Genomic DNA, 25,181 nt, shown 5'->3' on the forward strand with positions numbered 1-25,181 from the left:
CCGCAACCAAGCGTGGCGGCTGCCTTGATGGCGTAGCTGCGCCCCGGATTGCCCTCGGTCTGTCGATCATCGTCACCGGCCACGATCAGCACGGCGTCGGGGTGCTGGCGCTGGAGTTGTTGACCAACCTCAAGAAGGTTTCCGGCATTCATCGCACAGGCCACGGGGGCGCCAGTTTCGGCATGGATCGTCGCGCCGGTCGCCCACCCCTCACACAAGTACAGAGGCTGGTCGGCGGCGATGATGCCCAGCGGTGAATAGCTCGCCTTGACCTTGCCCCCGAACAGAAAGCGCTTGCCGCCGTCCGGGGCGATCCTTTGCAGGTTGACCAGTACGCCACCGGAATACAGCGGCACCAGCAATTCGTCACCGCGCTGGCGCAGACCGTGAGGCCGGACGCCTTTAGCGATTAAATAGGCGTGGTCGGGATCGGCGCGGCGGGCATCACGCCACCAGCGCTGTGCAACGGTTGCCGCTTCAAGCTGGCGCTTACGTTGCTCGGCTTCACGTTGCTGGCGCGCTTGGTCGATGCGCTGGCGTACCTGCTCGGCTTCGCGGTTATTACTCGGTTCTCGGCTGCTCCAGGTGTTGGTGCCGCCAGTCTTCCAGCTACCAAACGCGCCAGAGGCGATGCCGTCCGCAAACAACGTGTACCACCCATTGAGGGTGCCGGATTTGTCGCCGGGGACGTGGAAGCGGTGAATAGTGCCGTCAGGGTCGGGGAGCCAATCAAGCGGGCCATAGACCGACTGGAGCGCGTCACGGAAAAGAATTGTCACGTTACTCATGGCGCGGCCCTCCAGCATTCACCAGATCCGCCCAGACGGCTCCGTCGAAGCGTTGCAGACGCATGTCGGCCAAAGGCGCAGCACCAGCAATGGCAAACCAGTTGATAGGGGAGCCGCCACGCTTGCGTCCCACTGCCTCCAGCTTGCGGCGGGCGGTGCTGGTGATGCCCGCGTACTTACAGGCGTCTGCCCAGTTCATCAGGCGCGAATCGTCGTCAGGAAGGGAAAACCGGACGCAGCCAAATTCGGCAAGCTGTTCGGCAAAGGTCAGCAGGCGCAGGCCGCTTTCCCCCTGAATCATCTTGGTCGCGGTGGCTTCCCAGCGTTGCGCCTTGGAGAACCACAGCAGCGGCGGCTCATGCTCTGCCCCGGCATTGCTTGGGCGCAGCTCTCCAGATTCCAGAATCAGCGGCAGGTGATGGCGCTCAGTCGTGTAGTGATGAACCATGCTCATTGGTTGGCCCCTTGGCGTTCAGCGCCAGCAAAGGCCCGGCAGATAGCCCCGTTATTGACGGCCTGCCAGTGGGTTAGCTCGTCGATACCGTCAACTAGCGAAGAGGTCACTACGGCATCAGCGCTACGCATGACGGCTAATCCATACGTTGCAGCCTTGTGGCTCAAGAACGGCCCCAGCAGGGCTTTGGGCACCTTTGGATGTGTTATGAAAAACAGTTCGGTGACTTTCTTCGCGCAAGCCGGTAGCGCGCCCGCTGTGTTGCAGGGTTGGTTGTTCATGGTGGGTTAAGCCCCTTTCTTGATGCCGCGATACCGTGAATGGGTGTCTGCTCGGCCTTCGAGATTGGCCGCGTGCGAACTGAGGTTGCCCAGGCTTTGCAGCAGCCAGCCCAGATCGACCAAGGTATCTGCGCCCAAACTGTCATCGTTCGTCGCGGCACCGGCCAGAATCACGCCAATAGCAGATATGCCACGACTTATGGTCATACCAAGGTCATTCGCGGAACTGCCTATGTCTTCCAGCTTTTCGGTGGGCAGGCGGTCGAAACTTTCAGGGTCAACCAGCAGGTGATTTAGGATGTTCATAGGGCTACCCCATTCGACTCAATCACGCCTTCGAGCAGTTCAGCCCAGGCCATGGCGGTGTGCTGCGCCATCACAGCCGTGACGCGGGCAACGATGATCGGCGTGGTGGGCGAAGCGATGACGGCAAGCGCCAGTGCGAGCATGACAAGAATTTCTTGCACGTCGCGCAGATCGTCTAGGTGGCTGTCGGCGGACGATTCGGCGGATTGGATAGGGCAGGTCACAAGGCACCGCCGATAGCTTCCAAATTTCGAGCGATTTCGACGTGATGGTTATATCGCTTGAGGCGGACGCTCAATGAGCTGTCGGCATGAAGTGCGGCGATTGCCATAGCGCGGTGCGCGGCGGCTTTGCCGGATGTTGCGGACGGATTTTTGGCGTGATTCGACATCAGGTCGGTTCCATTTTGAATATAGGAACCGCCACGAACCCTTCTACAGGTTTGGGTGGCGGAACGTGCGGCGTTAGAAGTCGGGTTGCTCTCGGTCAAAATGGAAGCCGAAAGGCCCGCACCGCACGTCCCACCATAAAGAGAAACTGAGGGCGTAAAAAAACCCCAGCTCTTACAGGGGCGCGACTGCGCCATTTTGATTGAGATATTGCCCCGGCTTCTACACCGGGCCATGACTTGTGCCATGACTTGGGGCGGACGATACATGCGGCCAACCTTCTGTGCAACCCCCTGTTTCAGATTGCGTTCATGGCTTGCTGGGTGGGCGGTGGTCTTCATGCCGCCACCTTCTGGCGTTGCTTCAAGGGCTTACTCAGCATTAGCAACACGTTGACGGCGCGGCGGCGCTCGCTGTCTGGCAGGTTGTAGCGGGTCACGGTGCAAGGTTCGCCCCAGTGGTTTGGTACGCGTTCAAGCTGGCGCTCAAATTTCAGGCCGTAGCCATTCGCCAGACTGCTGATGGTCGAATGTAGGCAGTGGTCGCCCAGACGTTCGGCTTCAAACCGGATCAGGCTACCGTCATACAGCATGTGTTCCAGTACGCGGGCGATCTTGCTCGGTGCTTTGGGGGTGGTAATATCACCGTGCGAGGGGCTGACCAGCTTGGATAGGGGTTGGCTCTTTTTCATTTCAGGCCACCTCACGCAAAGCGATGCGCTGGCGCACCCAGATATAAACCTCAGCCAGCACCCAGCCCACAGGCGAACCACGCGACTTGCTGTTGCTCAGCGGCACAGGGCGGGGGAAGGTCGGATCGTCTTTGAGGCGCTTGTAGATCGTTGGGCGGGCGTAGCCAGTGATTGCCGACAGTTCGCTGATGCGGATGATTACGGTGGCCGGGTCGAACTGGCGAATATTCGCAGCGGATGGCTGCATATGAGCTGGGGTGGTGTGCATGATTCTGTATCCCGTGATTGCTGTAGGTGACGGGATACAGAATGGATGAGTGCTTTATCCACAGGATAGGTCACCCATTATTGGTAATAGGTCACCTATCTTTTGTTTTTTATCCACTGTTAAACCTAGAGACCCAATGCCCACTGGGGTTTGCAATGGGTGATCTATTATTTTGACCTGATAGCCCCGCTCCCTGCCTTACGCCAACCAATAATCACCGAGAGGCGTAAGGCCTTTGCACTCGGTTTTTTAGGCGTGCCTACTTCCTTCTCTCCGCGCTCGCTGAGCCAGTTGAGAACGAGAATAAGAGCGCCGCGCCCGCCTGGCCCCGAAGGGTTGTATGTCCCATTGCGTGTAAGCGCGATCCAACACTCTAGCGCCTCATTCAGTGATGCCGGGTGAAGGGGGGAGTGCGGGTTAAAGCAGGCAGCAAATACTGTCAGTCGCTCCCTAAGGCTTTCGATCTCCAAATCCCTGTCCTGTATTTTTCGATCCTTTGCAGTGAGTTCGTTGTAAAAACTCCTGTTTTCATCAGATAACACTTTCTCCTTGGCCCTGGCTTCAGCAAGCAGGGCTTCTGCCACCGCCAAGCGTTCTTCAGCGTGGCGTCGAACGATGGCGTCTTTACTGGCGGCCTCTTGCGCTTTTCTCTGGTCACTTTGAATGGCTAGTTTTTTTTGGAGTTCTTGGTGGCCGAGAGAATCTAGGGGGGCTGGCTGGTCTTCAAAAAAGCTGTGAAAACTAGCGTTTGCCATTTTAAGAATTTGCGAGCTGCGGACAGTTTCGGCTTCGGCCGTATGGATTTTTCCAATCCTCTCCTTGGCTGCCTCAATTCTACCGCTGAGCCAATCACGGCTGACCATCACGGTGTGCGATTCGACAACCTCAAATGGAGTCTCGAAAAGCACTGGTACGAACTTGCCAGTGGCCTTTCTCAAATATGCTGAGACGTCAAAGTAGGTTATTGGGTGGCGAGTTTTAGGATCGGAAATGCCGCTGACGTAAATGGTGTCGGGGTAAAATTCAGACATTTGGTCTGAGATAGAGCGAAGCTGCTCGGCTAGTGTTCCTAGCAAGGCTGGGTTCGTGAATTTCAGATGAGAACAGCAGCTCTCCAGCGAGACATAGCCGGTTTGGTTTTTCATACCGCCCCCCAAGGCGATCCCGTATTGAATAGATCGGCTGGTCAGGCGGATGGGAGGTCCGCTTTTCACTCCGTCGAGCTAGGCCAGCCAAAGCCGTTATCTGTAAGGATGCTGTCTATCCGAACAGTGATGGCGTTTAGTCTATATCTATCTACGCCGACAAAGGAAGGCCCGCATCAGGCCCGCTTGATCGACACGACATTGCCCTTTGCCAAGGTGTCTTGATGGTCGGCGTACCATTGCATCATGGTCGCGCGCTGGGTCAGGTACTGGGCTTTGTTGTAAACACCGGCTACGCCTTCCTTGACGTGTGATAGCTGCGCCTCGATGTGGTTTTCGTCGAATCCGTGTTCGTTGAGGATTGTTGAGGCAATGTGGCGGAAGCCGTGTCCGGTCTGGCGACCTTCGTAGCCAAGGCGGCGCAGGGCCATCAGAAACACGGTGTTGCTGCGGGGCTTGGTGGTGTCACTGCGTCCAGGGAACAGTAGCGGATAACCTCCAGTGAGATTGCGCAGATCGCATAACAACTCCACGGCTTGGCGGGGCAGGGGCACCAGGTGTTCGCGGCGGCGCTTCATTCGTTCGGCTGGGATTGTCCATAGCGATTTGTCTAGATCGAACTCAGACCACCGGGCCTCGCGTAACTCAGACGGGCGACAGGCGAGCATGGAAAGCAGGTGTAGGCCGATCCGAACATCTATGGCGCTGGGGTATGCCCGGATGGCGCGTAGCAGTGGCGGCAACTCATCTACCGGGACGTGGGCGTAGTTCTCTGATGGCTTGGTCTGGAGAAACTTGTGAAGCCCTTCCAGCGGGTTATGGGTGGCGCGGCCAGTGACGCGGGCGAGGTCGTAAATCTCCTGGCACCGGGCGCGTACTCGGCTGGTCTGCTCGATGATGCCCTTTTGTTCCATGCTGCGTAGAAAATCCATCCACTCCATGGGCAGGATCTCGGTGTATATCCGCTTACCAAATACCGGGAACACATGAAGCTCCAGCGCGCCGATGGTTCGGATTGCCGTTCCGTCTGTCCAGCTTTTGCGCTTGGCGGCATACCACTCCCGCGCCAAGTGTTCGAAGGTGTTGTTTGTCGCTTCGATCTCTGCGGCCTTTCTGGCTCGTTTGGTGGCGAGCGGGTTTCCGCCTTTTGCTGCGTCCTCTCTAAGCACGGCTGCTTTCTGTCTGGCCTGCGAGCCGGACAACTGATGGTCGCCAGTGCCGTAGCCGCCAAGGCCAAGCCATGACCACTTGCCGTCTGGCTTCTTGTAGCGCAGTTGCCACGACTTACTACCGTCCGGGCGCACGCGCAGATACAGGGCGTTACCGTCCAGTTCCCGGTACTCCTTGGCTTCTGGTTCCAGGGTGATTAGCACGGTGTCGGCTAAAGGGCGGCGTTTGATCTCGCTGCGCTTCATTTTCCTTGTACCCCTCAGTTTCAATTATTTTACAAGGTACATGAGGGGATACACGAAGGGAAGATATAGGGGTAGACAAGGAGATACAGCCAGAAACAAGAAAGCCCGCACTAGGCGGGCTTCTTGAGGTTGTTTATAGACTGTTGTAGACGTCTGTAAACAGGTACTTGGTGGCTACACAGGGACTTGAACCCCGGACCCCAGCATTATGAATGCTATGCTCTAACCAACTGAGCTATGTAGCCAAGTGGCGCGCATTATTCGCGGATAACGAATATGTGTCAAGCGTTGTTAGTGAAAATTTATGCGTGTGATCAAGCGGTTAGGCTGCAGGGCCTGTAAAACGGGTGTTTCTGGGGGCTGGCTTAGCGTTCAATGAGCAACGCGATGCCTTGGCCTCCGCCGATGCAGAGGGTGGCGAGGCCTTTTTTGGCGTCGCGTTTGACCATTTCGTGCAGCAGGGTGACGAGTATCCGACAGCCTGATCCGCCGATAGGGTGGCCCAAGGCGATGGCGCCGCCGTTGACGTTGACCTTGTCGCGGTCCCAGTGAAGTTCGCGTCCTACGGCCAGGGCTTGGGCTGCAAAGGCTTCGTTGGCTTCGATGAGGTCGACATCCGCCAGCGTCCAGCCAGCTTTCTTTAATGCTTTGCCGGTAGCGAATACGGGGCCGATGCCCATGATCGCCGGATCGACGCCTGCGCTGGCGGCGGTGACGATCCGCGCGAGTACCGGCAAGCCCAGTTCGGCGGCTTTGTCTGCGCTCATCAGCATGACGGCTGCGGCGCCATCGTTGAGTGACGACGAGTTACCCGCCGTGACAGTGCCGCCGGGCTTGAAGGCCGGCCGCAGTTTGGTCAGGGTTTGCGCGGAGGTGTTGGGACGGGGTTGCTCATCCTGTTCGAAGCGCACGCTTTCAGCGTTGCGCTGGGGGATCTCGATGGCGGTGATTTCATCCTGGAAGCGCCCGGCGTTGATGGCAGCGCAGGCCCGCTGTTGCGAGGTCGCGGCGAAGGCGTCTTGTTCTTCGCGGCTGATGCCGTATTGCTCGGCCAGGTTCTCGGCGGTGATCCCCATGTGGTAATCGTTGAAAGCATCCCACAGGCCGTCCTGGATGATGCTGTCGACCAGTGTCGCGTGGTTCATGCGCAGCCCTGTGCGGGCGTCTGGCAGCACGTAGCCGGCCATGCTCATGTTTTCCTGGCCGCCGGCAATGATGATCTCTGCATCGCCACAGGCGATGGCCTGATAGGCCAACTGAACCGCTTTGAGGCCGGAGCCGCAGACTTTGTTCAGGGTCATTGCCGGGACGGTATGTGGCAGTCCGGCTTTTAGCGTGGCCTGGCGTGCCGGATTTTGCCCGGCACCTGCGGTCAGTACTTGCCCGAGAATCACTTCATCCACGTCTTGCCCTGGTAGGCCGGTGTCGGCCAGCAGGCGGCGGATCACCGCAGCCCCGAGTTCCGGTGCGGGGATGCGGCTCAATGAGCCCTGGAATGTGCCGACCGCGGTGCGGGTGGCGGCGACAATTACAACTTCACGCATTCAATACTCCATAGGGCGAATGTCACCCCAGCCCTCGCCAAGTGGGCGAGGGCAGATCGATAAAAAGACGCGGACACCTAACCAGGCTGGCGCCGCGTTACGCTAAATCGTCAGAACTGTTCGGCATCCAGGCCGTATAGCGATGCGCTGCCCGCCCGAATGGATTGTTCAAGGCTCAAGGTGCGAGGCAGCAGGCGGCTGAAGTAGAACTGGGCGGTGGCGACTTTCGCGCCATAGAAGGCTTCGTCTTCGCCGCGCTTGCTCTCGGCGACCTGAGCCATGCGCGCCCAGAGGTAGGCATACGCGACGTAGCCGAACAGGTGCAGATACTCGACCGACGCTGCGCCGACTTCGTTGGGGTTGGTCTTTGCCTGTTCCTGCAGCCAGTCGCTGAGGTTTTCCAGACGCTCTACGGCGTCGAGCAATGGCACCGAGTACTTGGCATCGGGCTGGTCGGCGAACACACGAATTTCGTGAGTGAACTGACGCAGGGCGACGCCGCCGTTGGCGACTACTTTGCGCCCGAGCAGGTCCAGTGCTTGAATGCCATTGGTGCCTTCGTAGATCTGTGCGATACGCACATCACGCACCAGTTGTTCCTGACCCCACTCGCGGATATAGCCGTGGCCGCCGAACACTTGCTGACCCAGTACGCAACTGTCCAGGCCGCTGTCGGTGAAGAATGCTTTGGCGACGGGGGTGAGCAGGGCGACCAGGTTTTGCGCGTCGCTCCGCTCCTGGGCGTCATCGGAAAACTTGGCCAGGTCCAGTTGTTGCCCGACGTAGCTGGCGAAGGCTCGGCCACCTTCGGTCATGGCTTTCATGCTGAGCAGCATGCGGCGCACGTCGGGGTGGACGATGATCGGGTCGGCTATTTTATCTTTTGCCACTGCCCCGCTCGGTGCACGGCTCTGAATGCGTTCGCGGGCATAAGCGACGGCGCTCTGGTAAGACGCCTCGGCACAACCGATGCCCTGGATGCCGATGGACAGGCGTTCGTAGTTCATCATAGTGAACATTGCGGCGAGCCCTTTGTTGGCCTCGCCGACCAGCCAGCCGCTGGCGCCGTCGAAGTTCATCACGCAGGTGGCCGAGGCCTTGATGCCCATCTTGTGTTCGATCGAACCGCAACTGACCGCGTTGGGCTGGCCGAGCGAACCGTCGGCGTTGATCAGCACCTTGGGCACTACAAACAGCGAGATGCCTCTTGGCCCTGCTGGTGCGTCCGGTAACTTGGCCAGAACCAGGTGGATGATGTTTTCGGTGAGGTCTTGATCGCCACCGGTGATGAAAATTTTGCTGCCGGTGATGTTGAAACTGCCGTCGGCCTGAGGTTCGGCACGGGTGCGGATGATGCCCAGGTCGGTGCCCGCATGGGCCTCGGTCAGGCACATCGAACCGGCCCAGCGACCTTCATACATCGGAGGCAGGTACAGGTTTTTCAGCGCTTCGCTGGCGTGGGCATCAATGGCCAGGCAAGCGCCCGAGCTCAGGGCCGAGTACAACGCGAAGCTGGAGTTGGCCCCGTAGAGCATTTCTTCGAACTGGACGGCGAGCATCTTCGGCATGCCCATGCCGCCGAAGTCCGAGTTACCGGAAAGGCCGACCCAACCACCTTCGATGTAGGTGGCGTAGGCTTCTTTGAAGCCGGTTGGCGTGCTGACCTGACCGTCGAGCCACTGTGCGCCTTCCTCGTCGCCGCTGCGGTTGAGCGGGGCGATCAGTTGTCCGGTGACCTTTGCAGCTTCTTCGAGAATGGCATCCGCAGTGGCCGCGTCGACGATCTCGGCCAAGGCCGGCAGGCGTGCCCACAGGGCTGGAGCGTCGAACACTTCTTGCAGAACAAAGCGCATGTCGCGCAATGGGGCGTTGAATTCAGGCATAACGTGAACCTCGTTGGAACAGCGTATGGATTGCACGGCACTGTTTGGACGACCGTGCCACTTTGGCGCGCAAAGCCCGGGAGCGACAAGTTTGACCTGTCGCTGGGTAGGGGCCTTATCGAGGGTTAAAGGGCCGAGGGTTAAAGATTCTTGGCCATGTCCCGCAGGACAAACTTCTGGATCTTCCCGGTGGAGGTTTTCGGCAGTTGGGTGAAAACCACGGTGCGCGGCACCTTGAACCCTGCCAGATGCTCGCGGCAAAAGCTGATGATGTCGGCTTCGCGAACGTTCTGGTGGTCAGCCTTGAGGGTGATGAACGCGCAGGGCGTTTCTCCCCACTTCTCATCGGGGCGTGCAACCACGGCCGCTTCCAGCACGGCCGGGTGGCGGTAGAGCACGCCTTCAAGCTCAATGGTGGAGATGTTCTCGCCACCCGAGATGATGATGTCCTTGAGTCGGTCCTTGATCTCGACATAACCGTCGGGATGACAGACCGCAAGGTCGCCGGTGTGAAACCAGCCGCCTTCGAACGCTTCTGCGGTGGCGGTCGGGTTCTTCNCATGCCAGGCACAAATCGTGACCGGGCCGTAGGTCTCGGTCAGGCCGTAGACGTGCGTGACCTTGATGCCCATCTCTTCCACGGCGCCGATCACTTTGGCTGGCGGCGCAGCGCCTGCGACCATGGCATTGACCGGATGATCGATGGCAGCCTTCGCCGACTCAGGCATGTTGACCAAGGCGTTGAGCACGATCGGTGCGCCACAGAAGTGGGTGACCTGATGTTCGCGAATCAGGGTCAGAATCTTTTGCGGGTCGACGCGGCGCAAGAACACATGCACCCCGGCCATCGCGGTGATGGTCCACGGGTAGCACCAGCCGTTGCAGTGAAACATCGGCAAGGTCCACAGATAAACCGGATGGTTACCCATGTTCCAGGTCATCTGGTTGCCCAGCGCGTTCAGATAAGCGCCGCGATGGTGGTAGACCACGCCTTTCGGGTTACCGGTGGTGCCGGAGGTGTAGTTCAGCGAAATCGCCTGCCACTCGTCGTCCGGCCATTGCCAGGCGAACGCTGGATCGCCTTCGGCCAGCAGTGCTTCGTAATCGAGGTCGCTGACGGCCTGGCCTTCGCCATACTCCGGGTCATCGACGTCAATCACCAGCGGCGGGTGGTCCAGCATGCTGACCGCTGCGTGGATCACGTCATGGAACTCACGGTCAGTGATCAGCACCTTGGCCTCGCCGTGCTGGAGCATGAAAGCAATCGCTTCGGCATCCAGGCGCACATTGAGCGGGTTGAGCACTGCGCCGATCATCGGCACGGCAAAGTGGGCCTCGAGCATGGCAGGGATGTTAGGCAACATCAGTGCGACGGTGTCGTTCTTGCCAATACCGCGACCAGCCAGCGCCGAAGCCAAACGGCGACAGCGCGCATAGGTTTGCGCCCAGGTGCGGCGGATAGAACCGTGGATCACGGCAGGGTAGTCAGGGTAAACGCTGGCAGTGCGCTCAATAAAGCTGAGCGGCGACAAGGCAATATGATTGACAGCCTTAGGGGCTAGCCCTTGTTCAAAAATCGACATGTAGAGGTACTCGGTGGCTGATTGTTAGCTCTTTAGGTGTGACCTTGCAGCATAGACTGCTGGGATCAACTTATGTCCGGCGTGTTTTATATAACAACTCTAGATAAATATGGAAGTAATACCTTAACAGTATAGTAAATGTACTATACGTAATTTGCGGGCCTGAAAATTGATCCCAAGCGCGCGCCGAGGCGGGCGTCTACGGTCCAGATATTGCTTCGATATCGACTCTGAAAATGGCGATCTGCCAGTTTTGCATAAGCACCCTCCATGACCACAAGTGATGACAGGGTGCCCAGATGAGAGGTTGGACATGCAGGCACTTTTGTCACCGGGGATTCGCCTGCTTGGGCGTTTTGGATTTGCTCGCAAGTTTCAGCTGCTTTTTTTACTGTTCATGCTGCCGTTGGTCGGCAGTCTGTGGATGATTGGTTCGGATTATCGCGACAAACTTGCTGTAATTTCGGGGGAAAGGGGGGGAGTTAGCCAGTTATTGGCGCTGGAAACGCTGGACGACCTGCTGACCGCTCAGCGTGACCGTGCAGCCCGCTGGAAGGCCGCCGACATTCTTCATGATCCGACCCCTGCGGCACGCGAAGCCATGGGCGCGCTCGACGCAGCCAACCCCGGAATCGGACAGGCGCTAACGTTGATAGGTGCGCAATTGCACCGTGACGGAGCGACGTCAGATACGCTAGACCGTTACCAGAAGCTACAAAGTGCGGCCACTGGACTGGATTCTGCGGCCCTGCGCACGGTTGGCTGGTGGCCGGACGGTTATGAGCGCTTTACGAGTGCCTTGAATGCGCTGCAAACCTTGCGCGAACAAATCGCTCAGGGCAGCGGGTTGATCCTCGACCCTTGGCTGGAAACCTATTTGTTGATGCAGATGTCCACGCAGCAGGCGCCCGAGCTGATCGAGCGTGTCGGACGTCTGGCCAGCGTGGGCCAAACGTCGGTAGCGTCTGGTCAGTTCAGCTTGCAAAGTCGTTTGCAGATGCGTGATCTGCGCAGCCGGCTTGGCGATGCTCGCGAGCAATTGAATAAAACCGGGGTCTCCCTGGAAGCCAGGCTCTCGCCCGATCTGCAGCCGTGGGCCGATCAATACCGCAAGAGCCAACAGCGTCTGGACAGCGAGTTCAAGGTGCTTGATGACGGTCTGTTCGGTGGCAGCATCAACCTTGATACCGGCAGTTTCGAACGTAGCGTCGATGCCTTGCTGGGTGATTTGATAGCGCTGCGCCACCAATCCCTGGTCTCGCTGGACAAGCGTCTTGCCTATTACCATGACCAGTCGGTGCGTCAATTTATCCCCGTGGCGACGATTCTGGGTTGCTTGCTGTTGGCGGCGCTTTACCTGTTTGTCTGTCTGCAGACGTCGATCCGACGCAGTGCCAGCGGCATTACAATGCTGGCGCAGTCGTTACGCGACGGTAATCTGTGTGTACAGGTGCCGGTTGAAGGGCGCGATGAGCTGGCAGCGATCAGCACCGCACTCAACGCCGCCGTGGTGCAGTTACGCACAAGCCTGTTGGGCGTCGATCACGAAACGCTGCAGTTGAGTGGCGCGGTTCTGACCCTCAACACCCAGTCCAACCGCACCCTCGATGAGGTCGAGGAGCAGCAGCAACAGATCAGTCAGATCGCCACGGCGGCAACGCAACTGGCCGCCACCTCTCAAGGCGTTGCGAAAAGTTGCGAGCAGGCGTCGACAAGCGCCCAGCACACTCGGCATGTGGCCGAAGAAAGTAGCCGTGACAGTCAACGAACCACGGCCAGTATTCAGCAACTCAACCTGCGCTTGAGCGACACCGCCGCAGCGCTGGGCAGGGTCAGCGAGCAGGGTCAGCAGATCCAGTCAGTAGTGGACGCGATACGCGGCATTGCCGAGCAGACTAACTTGCTTGCGCTTAACGCGGCCATCGAGGCAGCGCGGGCGGGTGAGCAGGGCCGAGGGTTTGCCGTGGTTGCCGATGAAGTGCGTAGCCTGTCGCAACGCACGCAGGCGTCTACTGCGCAGATCGCGGGAACCGTGGACAGCCTGCGCAACACGGTGAGTCAGGCAGTGGACTTGATGGCTGCTGCGTGTGGGCAGGCCGAGACCGATGCGGCTTCGGTGACCGGGTTGGGCCTGCGACTGGGAGAAATCGCCAGTGCCGTGCAGGGTGTGACCGATACCTTGGCGCAGATCGCCACCGCCGTAGAAGAGCAGGCTGCCACGGCTGACGAAGTGAGCGGCAATATCCAGCAGGTCGATCAGGCGGCAGGGCGCTTGCTGGACGGTGCGCGCGCAGTGAATCAAGCGGCCGATACGCTCAGCAAGGGCAGTCGAGCGCTGAGCGATAACACCGCACGTTTTCAATTGAGCTAAAGGTTTGAAGCATGCCCCGGTCGGCTCATCAGCGGCCCGGGGTCAATGTCATCAGCGAATGAAGTCATCCGGCATCCCGCCAGATAAATAGGCTTCCATATCGAGCACATGACGTTGCTCTTTCAGCCAGCTCTTCAGGGCTCTCGGGTCTTCCAGCGCTTCACGCTGCTCCTTTAATGTCTGAATTTCAGTGCGCAATTCCCGAAGTTTTTTCGGGAATTTGCGTGTTACGTTGGCGGGCGTGATGTTATCGCCCGGTGGCAGATTGAACTGCCTCTTGAACGCCAGCGTCAGCTCGGACACTTCGTGCTGCAATTCATCGAGTTGATTGATCAGGACTCGGTTGTAGTGCTTGAGTTGGCCTTCAGCAATCGAGTTGATATGGCTATGGTCGATCTGTTCGATCTCGAGTTGCAATTGCAGCAGAGCAAGCAGGTTGTTGTCGGTATAGGCCTGGTTGACCCGCTGCATCATCACGGTCTTGCGCTCTCGTTCGACAGCGTCGGTTTCGCGATCAGGGTGCAGCGCACTCACCAGTTTGCGGTAAATCTCGCGCACTGATCGGCTGGCGTTGGCGTGCTCTTCTTCCTCACGGATCTGTTGTGCGGATTTCTTGCGTGGCTTGGCGTTGCGCGTTCGCTGTTCCGCTTCCTCGGCCTGCTTTTCAAAAATATATTGAGTGATGTCCTCCAGCGAATCCAGATCGACGTCATCGTCCATCTTGAACCCGAACGTCTCTTCGAACGACGTCTTGAAATGCTCGGCCTCCTCAAGCCTGTCGGCGTCGAAGTGACTGCCCGCGTGCTTGTTGTAAATCGCCTTCAATGTTTCGTCATGTTCTCCGCCCATCAGGGAAGTGACCAGGCCGCAGATGATCTCTTGCAGGGTCTGCCGATCGTTTTTGCTGAGTTTTACTCGATCACTGGCATCGTCGAGGAAGTGCAGCATCTCGCTATCAAGCTGGTCAAACTCATCGAGCAACGGCTTGAAATCGGCGTTCCAGCGCTGCTGACAGCGAGAGGTCGTGTTTTGCCAGGCTTCCAGTAATTGACGTTGCGTTTCGATTTTCTTGAGCAAGGCGTTGAATTTCTTTTGCCCGGCCGACAGGTGCGGCTTGCCTGCCTGTAAGGCGATGCTGAGTTTCGGCGCCTGCTGTGTCATGGGAGTCCCGCTGAGTTTGAAAATAGGGGCATTTTAAGGGGTGGACGACAGTTTTTGTAATCGCCTGCGGAATGTGCGGGAGATCACCCGCAGGTACAGACCGCAGTTGAGGCTCCACGCCGTGGAAAATGTGCTCAGGTGCACTAGCGATCATTCATGTTGGCAGCGACGCAGCTACGCTCAGACAGTGCATTACGGGCCTTGGGCTATGAGCATGAAAATTCATCAGCTGTCGGTCGCTGACGCCTTGGCCAGCGTGCAAGCCACTGAACAGGGGCTTTCTCCGGCTCAGGTTCAGCGCCGTCAGCGCGAGTTCGGCCTCAACCGAATGGCCCACGCTCGACGCCGCAGCTGGTTGCGGGCGTTGCTGAAGGAGTTTGTGCATTTTTTCTCGATTGTGTTGTGGCTGGCGGCGTTGCTGGCGTTCATTGCTGAGTGGAAGTCTCCGGGGCAAGGCATGGCTCGCCTCGGTTATGCCCTCATCGCGGTCATTCTGGTCAGCGGTCTGTTCTCATTCTGGCAGGAGTATCGGATCGGGAAAGCGCTGTCTGCCCTGCGCAGATTACTGCCGCAGCAGGCTCATGTGCTGCGCGATGGTTCGGTACTGCGGGTCGCGACCGAGGCGCTGGTGCCCGGCGATATCGTACTGTTCGCCGAGGGTGACCGGGTGCCGGCGGATTGCCGGGTGATCGAGGCGTTCTCACTGCAGGTCAATAACGCGCCCCTGACCGGCGAGTCGACGGCCGAAGCCCGTGACGCCCAACCCAGTGGTGCCGAGGACTGGCTATACGCGGGCAATATCGTGCTGACGGGCACTGCGATCATGTCGGGCAAGGGCCGCGGCGTGGTCTTTGCCACGGGCATGCATACCGAGTTCGGGCGCATCGCCCATTTGACCCAGGCCAGCGGTGCTGAAACCTCGCCACTGCGACGCGAGGTTGCCCACCTGAGTCGCAGTATTCTGATACTGGCGCTTGGGATCGGCGTGATCTTTTTCTGCCTGGGGATGTTGCTGGGCATGCCCTTCTGGAGTGATTTCATTTTCACCATTGGCCTGATCGTCGCAATGGTGCCGGAAGGTTTGTTGCCGACCCTGACGTTGTCGTTGGTTCTGGCCACCCAGCGCATGGCGAGGCGGCAGGTGCTGATTCGTCATCTTCCGTCCGTCGAGGCGTTGGGCTCGACGACGGTGATCTGCACCGATAAGACCGGCACCCTCACCCAAAATCGGATGACGGTGACCGCGCTTTGGCTGGATGGCAGTCTGTATGGCGACCTTGAGCAAGGCTTGCCCGTCGGCATTGCGCAGGCCAATGCGCCGTTTTTTCAGGTGGCCGGGTTGTGCCACGATCTGCAGCAAACCGGCTCCTGTGAATCATTGGCCTACCTGGGTGACCCGATGGAGCAGGCGATGCTCCAGTTGGTGAACCGTATCGCGCCTCAGACGTGTCCGTTAGCACGCTTGCATGAGCTGCCGTTCAATGCGGAGCGCATGCGTATGTCGGTGGTGTACGCGATGGAAGGCGGGTCTCGACTGTTGTGCAAGGGCGCGCTGGAAAAGGTATTGCCGCTGTGCACCGGGCAATGGCGCGATGGTGTGGTCACGCCGCTCTCGGACGAATCTCGAGCCCTGACCCTGGCGGCGCAGACGTCGATGGCCGACCGTGGCTTGCGGGTCCTGGCCCTGGCGTGGCGCGACGTGGCAGCGGGGCAGGTGCCTGGCGAGCAGGCGCTGGTCCTCGCGGGGCTGGTCGGGTTGCAGGATCCGCCCCGACCAGAGGTGCCGGGGGCGATTAGCGCCTGTCAGGCGGCAGGCATCAAAGTGATCATGGTCACGGGAGATAACCCGCACACGGCGCTGGCAATCGCGCGCGAGATTGGCTTGGTACGCTCGGATGCGCCGCAGGTGCTCACCGGCGCACAGCTTTTGCAGTTGTCCGATGCGCAGTTGCAACTGGCGCTGGACGCCGCCGAAATCATTTGTGCACGCATCGCGCCAGAGCAGAAGCTGCGGATCGTCGAAACGCTCAAGCGCAAAGGCGAGATCGTTGCCGTGACCGGTGATGGGGTGAATGACGCACCGGCCCTCAAGAGCGCCCATGTCGGTATTGCGATGGGGTTGTCGGGCACCGATGTGGCCCGCGAGGTGGCCGACATGGTGCTGCTGGATGACAATTTCGCCAGCATCGTCAATGCCGTCGAAGAGGGGCGGGCGGTGTTCGACAACATCCGCAAGTTTCTCACCTACATCCTGGCGCACAACATGGCGGAGCTGATTCCCTATCTCGGCTTTGTGCTGGTCAAGCTGCCGCTGGCGATCACGCCCTTGCAAATGCTTGCCATCGACATGGGCACCGACACCCTGACCGCGCTCGGCCTCGGGGTGGAGCGACCAGACCCGCAGGTCATGCAGCGCCCGCCGCGTCCTCCGAGAGAACGCTTGTTCAACCTGGGGGTTGCCCTGCGTGGCTATGTGGCGTTGGGCTTGTTTGAAGCGTTTGCAACCGTGTCGACGTTCATCGTTGTCCTGCACCGTGGTGGCTGGAGGTTCGGCGACACAGTGGCTTTTTCCGATCCGCTTTATCACCAGGCAACCACCGGCAGCCTGGCGGCCATTGTGGTACTTCAGGTGGTCAACGTCTTTCTCTGTCGAAGTGCGACCCGCTCGGTTTTCGACACGGGGTTGCGCGGCAATCCCCTGATTCTTTGGGGCGTGGTGCTGGAAATCGTCTTGATCCTGTTTTTTACTTACAACAGTTGGGGCAATGCGCTCTTGGGTACCGCGCCACTGCCGTTCGAAGTGTGGCTGTTCCTGTTGCCGTTCGCCCTGCTGCTGATTGGGCTGGAGGAGGCGCGCAAGGCGCTTGTCAGGCGCCGATGCGCCGGTCCATGAACACGTGTCACTTCAACCGGAGGAATTTTCTGAGTATTTGCCGTTGGCATGATCCTGATCATGGAACCCAAGCGGATGGCTTTGGATAATTGTCAGGACACTACTTCAATTAGGAGCTTTTATGTTTCCAGAATACCGTGACCTGATTACTCGTCTTAAAGCTGAAGATAAGCACTTTTCACGTCTTTTCGATGAACATAATCAGCTGGATCAGCGCATCAAGAACATCGAGGCACGCATCGAATCGGGCACTGAGCTTGAAACCGAAAATCTGAAAAAAGAAAAGCTGACCCTGAAAGACCAGCTTTACGTGATTCTCAAGAAAGCTGAGACCGTATAGTTCTCAAGTCAGGGATGTTTGTAGATTCAAGGTTAACCTGGCGTGTCCGGATTTCTCAGGTCAGCGCGGCCAGTCCCTTTTCGAGGAGCCTGGCGAGTTGATCGGCTGGAACCGGACGGCTAAACAAATACCCTTGAGCCTCATCGCATCCTGACTCGTCGAGGAACGCCAGTTGGGCATCGATTTCCACACCCTCAGCGATCACCGTGAGTTGCAGGGTGTGCCCAAGCTGGATGATGGCTTTGACGATTGAGGCGCCATCGGGATCGGTCAGCATGTCCTGCACAAACGATTGATCGATCTTGAGTTTGTCGACCGCCAACTGCTTGAGATACGAAAGGCTGGAATAGCCGGTTCCGAAATCGTCGATGGACAGCTTCACACCCATGGCTTTCAAGCCGCGCAGGGTTTCTATCGTGGCATCCACGTCCTGCAGCAGAATAGATTCGGTCAGTTCCAGTTCCAGCCGGTCCGGTCGCAACCCAGACCTGGCAAGCGCCGCAGACACCACTTCCAGAACGTTCCCGCGTTTGAACTGCAAGCCCGAGAGATTGACGGCTATTACCGGTGCTGGCGAATATTGGCTCTGCCAGATCCTGGCTTGACGACAGGCTTCGTTGAGCACCCATTCGCCTATCTGGACGATATGGCCGCTGCGCTCGGCCAGAGGAATGAACTTACCCGGAGGTACCAGCCCGTCGACCGGGTGCTGCCAGCGTATCAGCGCTTCCGCGCCGATGATCCGACCACTGCGAATGTCTATCTGAGGCTGATAATGGAGCACGAATTCGTGATTTCGCAGGGCATTGCTTAATCCCCCGGTGAGTCGAACTTGCTCAATCAGACCGATATTCATTTCACGCGTGAAGAAGCGATAGGTATTGCGACCCGCCTCCTGGGCACTATTGACTGCCGTGTGGGCGTTATTGAACAGGGTGTCGAAGTCCTCTCCGTCATTCGGGAACAAGCCAATGCCGATGGAGAAAGAAATACTCAGTTTATGGCTGTCGACTTCCAGAGGTTCAACAAAGACCTCCTGGATAGCGTTCGCGAAGCCAATAATTTCCGCAACGTCGTAATTTCCCGTGAGCAAGACAACAAACTCGTCACCGTTAATTCGACTGATCGTTGCGGTCATCGGGATGCACTGCCACAGCCGTTCAACGACCATGACCAGTATCTGGTCGCCGACAGCGTATCCCAGGCTGTTATTGATCCGCTGAAAATGATCCAGATTGAGGTAAAGCACGGTGAGCGTGGTGTTTTCGCTCCTGCTGGCGAGTACCGCGTGCTCAAAGCGGTCGCGCAGCAGCAGACGATTGGGCAGGTGGGTCAGTGGGTCGTAATGGGCCAGGAACGCCAGCGTTTCCTTGGCGGCGGCATGCTCTGCACGGGTACGCAACGCCATGATGCCGTAAGCCAGTTCGTTGGCCAGCTCCTGCAGAAGCTTCAGCTCTTCCGGGTCGAAGGCGTGCGCTTCGCTTGCATAAATGGTTAACGCACCCAGCACTTTGGCGTCGCAAATGAGCGGCAGGGCCACACTGGACTGGTAACCATGCTGGTTTGCCGCCTCGCGCCACGGCGCCATTCTTGGGCTGTTCAGGATATCCTGGCTGATATTCAGCTGACCGTTGCGGATGGCCATACCGGTCGGGCCTTGACCGTTCTCGGTATCCGCCCAGGAGATATTGATCCCATCGAGGTACCCGTTGTCATAACCGGCTTGCGCTATAGGGCGCACCCTTTTGGCTTCATCCTGCTCCGCATAGCCCACCCAGGCCATCAGGTAATTGTCCCTGTCCACACACAAACGGCAAATTTCAGCCAGCAGGGTGTACTCATCTTCAGCGTGCACCAGTGCTGTATTGCAGCGACTGAGCAGCCGTAAGTCGCGATTGAGCTTCCTGAGTACCGTTTCGCTGTGCTGTAAAGCGGCGGTCATGTCTTTGGCAATGACCAGCGCCCGTACTCGACCGGTCACCAGCAGCCAGCCGATCAGGGCCAGCAGGACGCTGGCAACGGTACCGGAAACTGCAATGATGTCGGCTTTTTCGCTTTTCAGTCGGGCGTCGAAGGGTGCCAGTGAGCTGACCACTACCGTCCACTGATGGCCAAAAAGAGGGACAAGCCGGGTGGTGTGAAACTCGGGAGTCGTGCTCTCGCTATGGCTTTTCGAGCTGAATATCAATGCGCTCTGTTCAACCGAGTCACCATCGTAGAGGTCTAGACTCAGTGTGGTGCTGGCTTCGCCAAAGCGTTGTCCCGGGATCCCGACCATCAGGTCATTCATGCGGAAGGGGGCATAGACCCAACCGATCAGGTTTGCCCGGCGTTCGTCGATTGTCTGATGGGGAGCCTGCAGGCGATAGACCGGGTGGTACATCAGGAATCCTGCCTGAACGTCATGATCGGTTTCCTGCAGCAACCGAACCTTGCCCGAGATAGTGGTAATTTCCTCATCCCTCGACTGATTCAGCGCCACACGACGAACCGGCTCGGAATACATGTCGTAGCCAATCGCGCGCTGATTGCGCGAGTTGAAAGGCTCCAGGTAGATGACGGGGGTGTAGAGGTCTCGGTTACCGCTGGGGTTGATGGTGTAATCAACCAGGCCCTCTGCGCGTACATCGGCGATGTGTCTGGACTTGTCCTCGGGCAACACCCGCGGAGCAAATCCTAATCCCTGAATGCCCGGGTACTTGCCTTCGAGTTTAAGGGCTTCAACGTATCTACCGAACTCGCTGCGCGTGACAACGAGCGACGTTGCGAACAGGCCAGACAGGCCTTCCATTAGTTGCTCGTAACGTTGCAAGCGCCTGTTGGTGTTCTCGATGATTTCGTTGGTGCGGTAGTCGAACTCATCGTGGAGCGCCTGTCGGGCAGACTCGCGGGGAATGTCCTGAAGTGCATAGGTCAGCGTCAGCCCCAGGCAGAGGAAGACCCAGGGAATGAATCGAAGGCGATTGGAAAGGACTTCATAGTTAGGCATTGGCTAAATTCCCTAGATGTCCTATGACGACTCTAGATGCAAAAAACCCCCTGTTTCAGGGGGCTTCAGGTTTTCATTGGGTTTCAGGCATTTCCTGCAGCCCAATGAAATAGCAGTAGCGACTTATACGTTGAAGCGGAAGTGCATCACGTCGCCGTCTTTGACGATGTAATCCTTGCCTTCCAGGCGCCATTTGCCCGCTTCTTTAGCACCGGCTTCGCCTTTGTACTGGATGAAGTCTGCGTAGGCGATGACTTCGGCGCGGATGAAGCCTTTTTCGAAGTCGGTGTGGATCACGGCTGCGGCTTGTGGTGCGGTGGCACCCACGCGGACGGTCCAGGCGCGAACTTCTTTTACGCCGGCGGTGAAGTAGGTTTGCAGGTTAAGCATTTCGTAGCCCGCGCGGATCACGCGGTTCAGGCCAGGCTCTTCAAGGCCCAGTGCCTCAAGGAACATGTCCTTCTCTTCGCCGTCATCGAGCTCGGCGATTTCTGCTTCGATCTTGTTGCAGACGGGCACTACGATAGCGCCTTCTTCTTCGGCGATGGCGCGGACCACGTCCAGAAGCGGGTTGTTCTCGAAGCCGTCTTCAGCAACGTTGGCGATGTACATGACCGGCTTGATGGTCAGCAGGTGGAAGCCGCGAGCCAGTTGCTTGTCATCGGCGCTCATGTTCTTCACCAGGCTGCGCGCGGGCTTGCCTTCGGAGAAGTGGGCGATGAGTTGTTCCAGAATGGCTTTTTGTGCAACAGCTTCCTTGTCACCGCCTTTGGCATTGCGCGCGACTTTTTGCAGCTGTTTTTCACAGCTGTCGAGGTCGGCGAAGATCAATTCCAGGTCAATGATTTCGATGTCGCGTTTCGGGTCGACACTGTTGGATACGTGAATCACGTTTTCGTCTTCGAAGCAGCGGACCACGTGGGCGATGGCATCGGTTTCGCGGATGTTGGCCAGGAATTTATTGCCCAGACCTTCACCTTTCGAGGCGCCAGCAACCAGGCCGGCGATGTCGACGAATTCCATGGTGGTCGGCAGTACACGTTCCGGGAGAACGATGGCCGCCAAAGCGTCCAGGCGTGCATCCGGCATCGGCACGATACCGGTGTTCGGCTCGATGGTGCAGAAGGGGAAGTTCTCAGCCGCGATGCCGGATTTGGTCAGGGCGTTGAACAGGGTGGACTTGCCGACGTTGGGTAGGCCGACGATGCCGCAATTGAATCCCATGATATTTCCCCTTGGAGTTAGTCAGGCCTTCTGGCTGTGCAGGTTTTTCATCGCACGGTTCCATTCACCGGCGAAGATATCCGGCAGCACGCCGAGGGCAAAATCGATACTGGCATCCAGTTTTTCCTGTTCAGCGCGTGGCGCTCGACCCAGAACAAAATTGGAGACCTTGCTGGCATCACCCGGGTGGCCAATGCCAAGCCGCAGGCGGTGAAACGTATTCTGATTGCCGAGCTGCGCGATGATGTCGCGCAGTCCGTTATGACCGCCATGGCCGCCGCCTTGCTTTAGCTTGGCAACGCCGGGAGGCAGGTCAAGTTCATCGTGTGCCACCAGTATGGCGTCTACCGGAATGCGATAGAAGCCAGCGAGCGCCGCTACGGCTTGGCCGCTGCGGTTCATGAACGTGGTGGGAATCAGCAGACGAACATCCTGACCCTGGTGACTGAATCGCCCGGTCAGGCCAAAAAATTTTCGCTCGACGGCAAGATTGACGCCTTGCGCCGCAGCAATACGCTCAACAAAAAGAGCCCCTGCGTTATGCCGGGTCTGTTCGTATTCGGCGCCTGGATTTCCCAGGCCAACGATCAGTTGTATGGCAGTCACGACAGGGGCTCTTCCTTGGAGTTGTGGATAACATCGCTATGCGTAGCGGCAGAAGCGGGCGAAATGTGCTCATTTACCATGATGTAAACTCCGCGATCTCGCCCGCTTTGCCTGACTATCGCTCGCGACGCTTTCTGAGCAACTCCGACGTTACCAAGCAATTAATTACTCGGCAGCGGTTTCTGCTTCAGGTGCTACACGTGGTGCGTGAACGTTGGCAACAGCCAGGTCGTTACCGTGTACCAGTGCAACGAACTCAACGCCTTTAGGTGCTTTGAGGTCGGACAGGTGAATGATGTCACCCACTTCAGCAGCATTCAGATCGACTTCGATGAACTCAGGCAGATCTTTCGGCAGGCAAGTCACTTCGACTTGGGAAATAACGTGCGAAATTTCGCCGCCTTTCTTGATCGGTGCTTCTTCGTTGATGAAGTGCACAGGTACGTGAGCGATCAGTTTCTGACCAGCGATAACGCGTACGAAGTCAGCATGCATCACGTGGCCTTTGGCCGGGTGACGTTGCAGTGCCTTGATCACGACGTTCTGCTTGGTGCCACCAATGTTCAGTTCGATAACGTGGCTGAAAGCAGCTTCGTTTTCCAACAGTTTGGCAACTTCTTTAGCCAGCATGCTGATCGATTCAGGGGCTTTTTCGCCACCGTAAACGACCGCTGGAACCAGGCTTGCGAGACGACGCAGGCGGCGGCTCGCACCTTTCCCCAGGTCGGAACGCACTTCAGCATTCAAAGTAAAATTATTCATGTTGTTTCTCCAAAATAACCACATTCGCCCAGCGGTTGCGACCAGCGCTCAGACGATATGGGCAAAAAAGCCCCGCCCCAACAATAGGTTGGGGCGGGGCGCTTTTCGACAGCGTAATGCAACCGTGGGCAGAGCCCTTAGCGGAACATCGCGCTGATCGATTCTTCGTTGCTGATGCGGCGTACCGCCTCAGCGACTACCGGTGCAATATCCAGTTGGCGGATACGTGAACAGGATTGTGCGGCAGCGGACAACGGGATGGTGTTGGTCACCACCAGTTCGTCCAGCATGGAATTTTCAATGTTTTCGATCGCCCGACCCGACAGCACAGGGTGTGTGCAGTAGGCAAAGACCTTGGCAGCGCCATGCTCTTTCAGGGCCTTCGCCGCGTGGCACAGAGTGCCGGCGGTATCGACCATGTCATCGACCAGAATACAGGTACGCCCTTCGACATCACCGATGATATGCATCACTTCAGAGTGATTGGCTTTCTCACGGCGTTTGTCGATGATCCCGAGATCGACGCCCAAGGATTTGGCAACAGCCCGTGCACGCACGACGCCACCGATATCCGGGGAAACAATCATCAGGTTTTCGAAGCGTTGATCTTCGATGTCATCCACCAAAACGGGGGAGCCGTAGATGTTATCTACCGGAATATCGAAGAATCCCTGAATTTGGTCCGCATGCAAATCAACCGTGAGAACACGATCGATCCCCACCACGGTCAGCATGTCAGCGACAACTTTCGCGCTGATAGCTACACGTGCGGAACGCGGACGGCGATCCTGGCGGGCATAACCAAAGTATGGAATCACCGCAGTGATCCGGGACGCTGAGGAGCGGCGGAAGGCGTCTGCCATCACAACCAGTTCCATCAGGTTATCGTTGGTTGGGGCACAGGTTGGCTGGATGATGAAGACGTCTTTACCGCGGACGTTTTCATTAATCTCGGCACTGATTTCGCCATCGGAAAATTTGCCGACGGAGATATCACCTAGAGGGATATGCAGCTGGCGTACGACACGCCGAGCTAGATCGGGGTTAGCGTTCCCCGTAAAGACCATCATCTTGGACACGCGCACTACCTGCCGGCTGAGGGTATACCTGGATGAGTATAGAAAATGGCAGGGGCGGCTGGATTCGAACCAACGCATGGCAGGATCAAAACCTGCTGCCTTACCGCTTGGCGACGCCCCTGTAATGTTTCACCTTGAGTGCCCAGCACTCAATTCTTAGAACAGATTTTGTAACTTGCGATGCAACATCGAAACGTTGCTTCCCTTTGCTACAAACCCTGTAAGGGTCTCTGTAAGAAGGGCCGAGACTTTATCAGCTTCGGCTTGGTTTGGGAAGGCCCCAAACACACAACTTCCAGTTCCGGTTAATTTTGCTTCGGCAAATTTGCCTAACAATTTCAAAGCGTTACGAACAGCTGGGTAACGCCTCTCTACAACCGGTTGGCAGTCATTTCGACTGTTTCCCTCGAGAACGGGGCGCACTTTAATGGGAGGAGTGTCTCGTGTCAACAGTGGATCTGAAAAAATTTCTGCTGTACTTACAGATACTTGCGGTACAAGCACCAGATACCAAGGTTCTTCGGGGTTTACAGGGGTCAGTATTTCGCCGACACCTTCAGCAAATGCAGCATGCCCACGCACGAAAACCGGGACGTCCGCGCCTAATGTCAGGCCCAATGCGGCCAGGCGATCTTCATCCCAGCCAAGTTTCCATAGGTGATTCAGGCCGAGCAATGTGGTGGCTGCATCGGAGCTTCCGCCGCCGATTCCTCCGCCCATGGGCAGACGTTTTTCCAGCCAGATGTCTATTCCAAGGATGCAGCCGGACTGTTTTTGCAATGCGCGAGCGGCTTTTACGATCAGGTTACTGTCGTGGGGCACGCCGGGGATTTCAGTTTGAAGGCGGATTTCTCCGTCATCGCGTACGGCGAAACTGAGTTCGTCACCGTAGTCGAGAAATTGAAACAGCGTCTGCAACTCGTGATAGCCGTCTTCACGACGGCCAAGAATATGCAGCATCAGATTGAGTTTGGCGGGTGCAGGCAACGTCAGGCGAGGAGGGGTCATG

At 57.7% G+C, this 25,181-nt stretch carries 23 protein-coding genes and 2 tRNA genes; 3 read left to right on the forward strand and 22 right to left on the reverse strand.

Translation table 11 applies throughout. The features are described from left to right. The 14 genes from K0F75_RS18745 to K0F75_RS18810 form a co-directional block, all read right to left on the reverse strand. Positions 1 to 788 (reverse strand): toprim domain-containing protein (locus tag K0F75_RS18745; protein WP_219063549.1); only part of this gene is annotated, 788 nt, incomplete at its 3' end. Continuing rightward, positions 781 to 1,242, reverse strand: coding sequence for a hypothetical protein (locus K0F75_RS18750; protein WP_219063460.1), 462 nt, complete (start codon positions 1,240 to 1,242; stop codon positions 781 to 783). The genes K0F75_RS18745 and K0F75_RS18750, both read right to left, overlap by 8 nt. Next, on the reverse strand, positions 1,239 to 1,523 hold the full coding sequence (locus K0F75_RS18755) for a hypothetical protein (protein WP_219063461.1): 285 nt from the start codon (positions 1,521 to 1,523) through the stop codon (positions 1,239 to 1,241). The genes K0F75_RS18750 and K0F75_RS18755 overlap by 4 nt, the downstream gene beginning before the upstream one ends. Positions 1,524 to 1,529: 6 nt before the next feature. Beyond that, entirely contained in the window at positions 1,530 to 1,829 is a 300-nt protein-coding gene (locus K0F75_RS18760; protein WP_219063462.1) for a hypothetical protein, read from the reverse strand. Beyond that, a complete protein-coding gene (locus K0F75_RS18765; protein WP_219063463.1) occupies positions 1,826 to 2,053 on the reverse strand; it encodes a hypothetical protein in 228 nt (75 codons plus the stop codon). The genes K0F75_RS18760 and K0F75_RS18765 overlap by 4 nt, the downstream gene beginning before the upstream one ends. Next, on the reverse strand, positions 2,050 to 2,559 hold the full coding sequence (locus tag K0F75_RS18770) for a hypothetical protein (RefSeq protein WP_219063555.1): 510 nt from the start codon (positions 2,557 to 2,559) through the stop codon (positions 2,050 to 2,052). The genes K0F75_RS18765 and K0F75_RS18770 overlap by 4 nt, the downstream gene beginning before the upstream one ends. Then, complete coding sequence (locus K0F75_RS18775) at positions 2,556 to 2,909, reverse strand: hypothetical protein (protein ID WP_219063464.1); 354 nt, start codon at positions 2,907 to 2,909, stop codon at positions 2,556 to 2,558. The genes K0F75_RS18770 and K0F75_RS18775 overlap by 4 nt, the downstream gene beginning before the upstream one ends. Before the next feature lies 1 nt (position 2,910). Beyond that, on the reverse strand, positions 2,911 to 3,177 hold the full coding sequence (locus K0F75_RS18780; protein ID WP_257604436.1) for an AlpA family transcriptional regulator: 267 nt from the start codon (positions 3,175 to 3,177) through the stop codon (positions 2,911 to 2,913). 167 nt (positions 3,178 to 3,344) lie between these two features. Continuing rightward, positions 3,345 to 4,322, reverse strand: a complete 978-nt coding sequence (locus tag K0F75_RS18785; protein ID WP_219063465.1) for a hypothetical protein — start codon at positions 4,320 to 4,322, stop codon at positions 3,345 to 3,347. Positions 4,323 to 4,498: 176 nt separating this feature from the next. Next, positions 4,499 to 5,737 carry a tyrosine-type recombinase/integrase gene (locus K0F75_RS18790; protein ID WP_219063466.1) on the reverse strand — a complete coding sequence of 413 codons (1,239 nt, stop codon included), beginning with the start codon at positions 5,735 to 5,737 and terminating at the stop codon, positions 4,499 to 4,501. Positions 5,738 to 5,905: 168 nt separating this feature from the next. Next, positions 5,906 to 5,982 (reverse strand) — tRNA-Met (locus K0F75_RS18795). Positions 5,983 to 6,102: 120 nt separating this feature from the next. Continuing rightward, positions 6,103 to 7,281 carry an acetyl-CoA C-acetyltransferase gene (locus K0F75_RS18800; protein WP_219063467.1) on the reverse strand — a complete coding sequence of 393 codons (1,179 nt, stop codon included), beginning with the start codon at positions 7,279 to 7,281 and terminating at the stop codon, positions 6,103 to 6,105. Positions 7,282 to 7,391: 110 nt separating this feature from the next. Next, positions 7,392 to 9,164, reverse strand: a complete 1,773-nt coding sequence (locus K0F75_RS18805) for an acyl-CoA dehydrogenase C-terminal domain-containing protein (RefSeq protein WP_219063468.1) — start codon at positions 9,162 to 9,164, stop codon at positions 7,392 to 7,394. A gap of 140 nt (positions 9,165 to 9,304) precedes the next feature. After that, complete coding sequence (locus K0F75_RS18810; protein ID WP_219063469.1) at positions 9,305 to 10,747, reverse strand: acyl-CoA synthetase; 1,443 nt, start codon at positions 10,745 to 10,747, stop codon at positions 9,305 to 9,307. 1,408 nt (positions 10,748 to 12,155) lie between these two features. Between K0F75_RS18810 and K0F75_RS26295 the strand changes: the two genes are divergently transcribed. Next, positions 12,156 to 13,118, forward strand: a complete 963-nt coding sequence (locus tag K0F75_RS26295; RefSeq protein ID WP_374028961.1) for a methyl-accepting chemotaxis protein — start codon at positions 12,156 to 12,158, stop codon at positions 13,116 to 13,118. Positions 13,119 to 13,169: 51 nt separating this feature from the next. On the opposite strand, the gene K0F75_RS18820 is transcribed toward K0F75_RS26295, so the two are convergent. Then, positions 13,170 to 14,279, reverse strand: coding sequence for a molecular chaperone DnaJ (locus K0F75_RS18820; protein WP_219063471.1), 1,110 nt, complete (start codon positions 14,277 to 14,279; stop codon positions 13,170 to 13,172). A gap of 214 nt (positions 14,280 to 14,493) precedes the next feature. Between K0F75_RS18820 and K0F75_RS18825 the strand changes: the two genes are divergently transcribed. After that, entirely contained in the window at positions 14,494 to 17,172 is a 2,679-nt protein-coding gene (locus K0F75_RS18825; protein ID WP_219063472.1) for a cation-transporting P-type ATPase, read from the forward strand. 121 nt (positions 17,173 to 17,293) lie between these two features. Then, a complete protein-coding gene (locus K0F75_RS18830) occupies positions 17,294 to 17,512 on the forward strand; it encodes a YdcH family protein (RefSeq protein ID WP_219063473.1) in 219 nt (72 codons plus the stop codon). A gap of 55 nt (positions 17,513 to 17,567) precedes the next feature. Here the strand turns inward: K0F75_RS18830 and K0F75_RS18835 are convergent, their stop codons facing one another. From K0F75_RS18835 to ispE, 7 genes are all read right to left on the reverse strand, one after another. Continuing rightward, positions 17,568 to 20,501: an EAL domain-containing protein gene (locus K0F75_RS18835; RefSeq protein WP_219063474.1), complete on the reverse strand. Its 2,934-nt coding sequence runs from the start codon at positions 20,499 to 20,501 to the stop codon at positions 17,568 to 17,570. A gap of 123 nt (positions 20,502 to 20,624) precedes the next feature. Further along, positions 20,625 to 21,725, reverse strand: coding sequence for a redox-regulated ATPase YchF (gene ychF, locus K0F75_RS18840; protein WP_219063475.1), 1,101 nt, complete (start codon positions 21,723 to 21,725; stop codon positions 20,625 to 20,627). A gap of 21 nt (positions 21,726 to 21,746) precedes the next feature. Further along, positions 21,747 to 22,331: an aminoacyl-tRNA hydrolase gene (pth, locus tag K0F75_RS18845; RefSeq protein ID WP_219063476.1), complete on the reverse strand. Its 585-nt coding sequence runs from the start codon at positions 22,329 to 22,331 to the stop codon at positions 21,747 to 21,749. A 165-nt stretch (positions 22,332 to 22,496) separates the two neighbouring features. Continuing rightward, complete coding sequence (locus K0F75_RS18850; protein ID WP_219063477.1) at positions 22,497 to 23,093, reverse strand: 50S ribosomal protein L25/general stress protein Ctc; 597 nt, start codon at positions 23,091 to 23,093, stop codon at positions 22,497 to 22,499. A 137-nt stretch (positions 23,094 to 23,230) separates the two neighbouring features. Beyond that, entirely contained in the window at positions 23,231 to 24,172 is a 942-nt protein-coding gene (locus K0F75_RS18855; protein ID WP_219063551.1) for a ribose-phosphate pyrophosphokinase, read from the reverse strand. 46 nt (positions 24,173 to 24,218) lie between these two features. Next, a tRNA-Gln gene (locus tag K0F75_RS18860) sits at positions 24,219 to 24,293 on the reverse strand. A gap of 35 nt (positions 24,294 to 24,328) precedes the next feature. After that, positions 24,329 to 25,180 carry a 4-(cytidine 5'-diphospho)-2-C-methyl-D-erythritol kinase gene (ispE, locus tag K0F75_RS18865; protein ID WP_219063478.1) on the reverse strand — a complete coding sequence of 284 codons (852 nt, stop codon included), beginning with the start codon at positions 25,178 to 25,180 and terminating at the stop codon, positions 24,329 to 24,331. Between the last annotated feature and the right edge of the window lies 1 nt (position 25,181).

Source organism: Pseudomonas sp. UMAB-08 (assembly GCF_900095225.1).
Taxonomy (GTDB): domain Bacteria; phylum Pseudomonadota; class Gammaproteobacteria; order Pseudomonadales; family Pseudomonadaceae; genus Aquipseudomonas.

Bases quoted from the DNA above. Each gene is read 5' to 3' on its own strand.
- K0F75_RS18750 (WP_219063460.1), bottom strand. From the start codon at position 1,242: ATGAGCATGGTTCATCACTACACGACTGAGCGCCATCACCTGCCGCTG.
- K0F75_RS18755 (WP_219063461.1), bottom strand. From the start codon at position 1,523: ATGAACAACCAACCCTGCAACACAGCGGGCGCGCTACCGGCTTGCGCG.
- K0F75_RS18760 (WP_219063462.1), bottom strand. From the start codon at position 1,829: ATGAACATCCTAAATCACCTGCTGGTTGACCCTGAAAGTTTCGACCGC.
- K0F75_RS18770 (WP_219063555.1), bottom strand. From the start codon at position 2,559: ATGAAGACCACCGCCCACCCAGCAAGCCATGAACGCAATCTGAAACAG.
- K0F75_RS18775 (WP_219063464.1), bottom strand. From the start codon at position 2,909: ATGAAAAAGAGCCAACCCCTATCCAAGCTGGTCAGCCCCTCGCACGGT.
- K0F75_RS18780 (WP_257604436.1), bottom strand. From the start codon at position 3,177: ATGCACACCACCCCAGCTCATATGCAGCCATCCGCTGCGAATATTCGC.
- K0F75_RS18785 (WP_219063465.1), bottom strand. From the start codon at position 4,322: ATGAAAAACCAAACCGGCTATGTCTCGCTGGAGAGCTGCTGTTCTCAT.
- K0F75_RS18790 (WP_219063466.1), bottom strand. From the start codon at position 5,737: ATGAAGCGCAGCGAGATCAAACGCCGCCCTTTAGCCGACACCGTGCTA.
- K0F75_RS18800 (WP_219063467.1), bottom strand. From the start codon at position 7,281: ATGCGTGAAGTTGTAATTGTCGCCGCCACCCGCACCGCGGTCGGCACA.
- K0F75_RS18805 (WP_219063468.1), bottom strand. From the start codon at position 9,164: ATGCCTGAATTCAACGCCCCATTGCGCGACATGCGCTTTGTTCTGCAA.
- K0F75_RS26295 (WP_374028961.1), top strand. From the start codon at position 12,156: ATGCTGGCGCAGTCGTTACGCGACGGTAATCTGTGTGTACAGGTGCCG.
- K0F75_RS18820 (WP_219063471.1), bottom strand. From the start codon at position 14,279: ATGACACAGCAGGCGCCGAAACTCAGCATCGCCTTACAGGCAGGCAAG.
- K0F75_RS18825 (WP_219063472.1), top strand. From the start codon at position 14,494: ATGAAAATTCATCAGCTGTCGGTCGCTGACGCCTTGGCCAGCGTGCAA.
- K0F75_RS18830 (WP_219063473.1), top strand. From the start codon at position 17,294: ATGTTTCCAGAATACCGTGACCTGATTACTCGTCTTAAAGCTGAAGAT.
- K0F75_RS18835 (WP_219063474.1), bottom strand. From the start codon at position 20,501: ATGCCTAACTATGAAGTCCTTTCCAATCGCCTTCGATTCATTCCCTGG.
- ychF (WP_219063475.1), bottom strand. From the start codon at position 21,725: ATGGGATTCAATTGCGGCATCGTCGGCCTACCCAACGTCGGCAAGTCC.
- K0F75_RS18850 (WP_219063477.1), bottom strand. From the start codon at position 23,093: ATGAATAATTTTACTTTGAATGCTGAAGTGCGTTCCGACCTGGGGAAA.
- ispE (WP_219063478.1), bottom strand. From the start codon at position 25,180: ATGACCCCTCCTCGCCTGACGTTGCCTGCACCCGCCAAACTCAATCTG.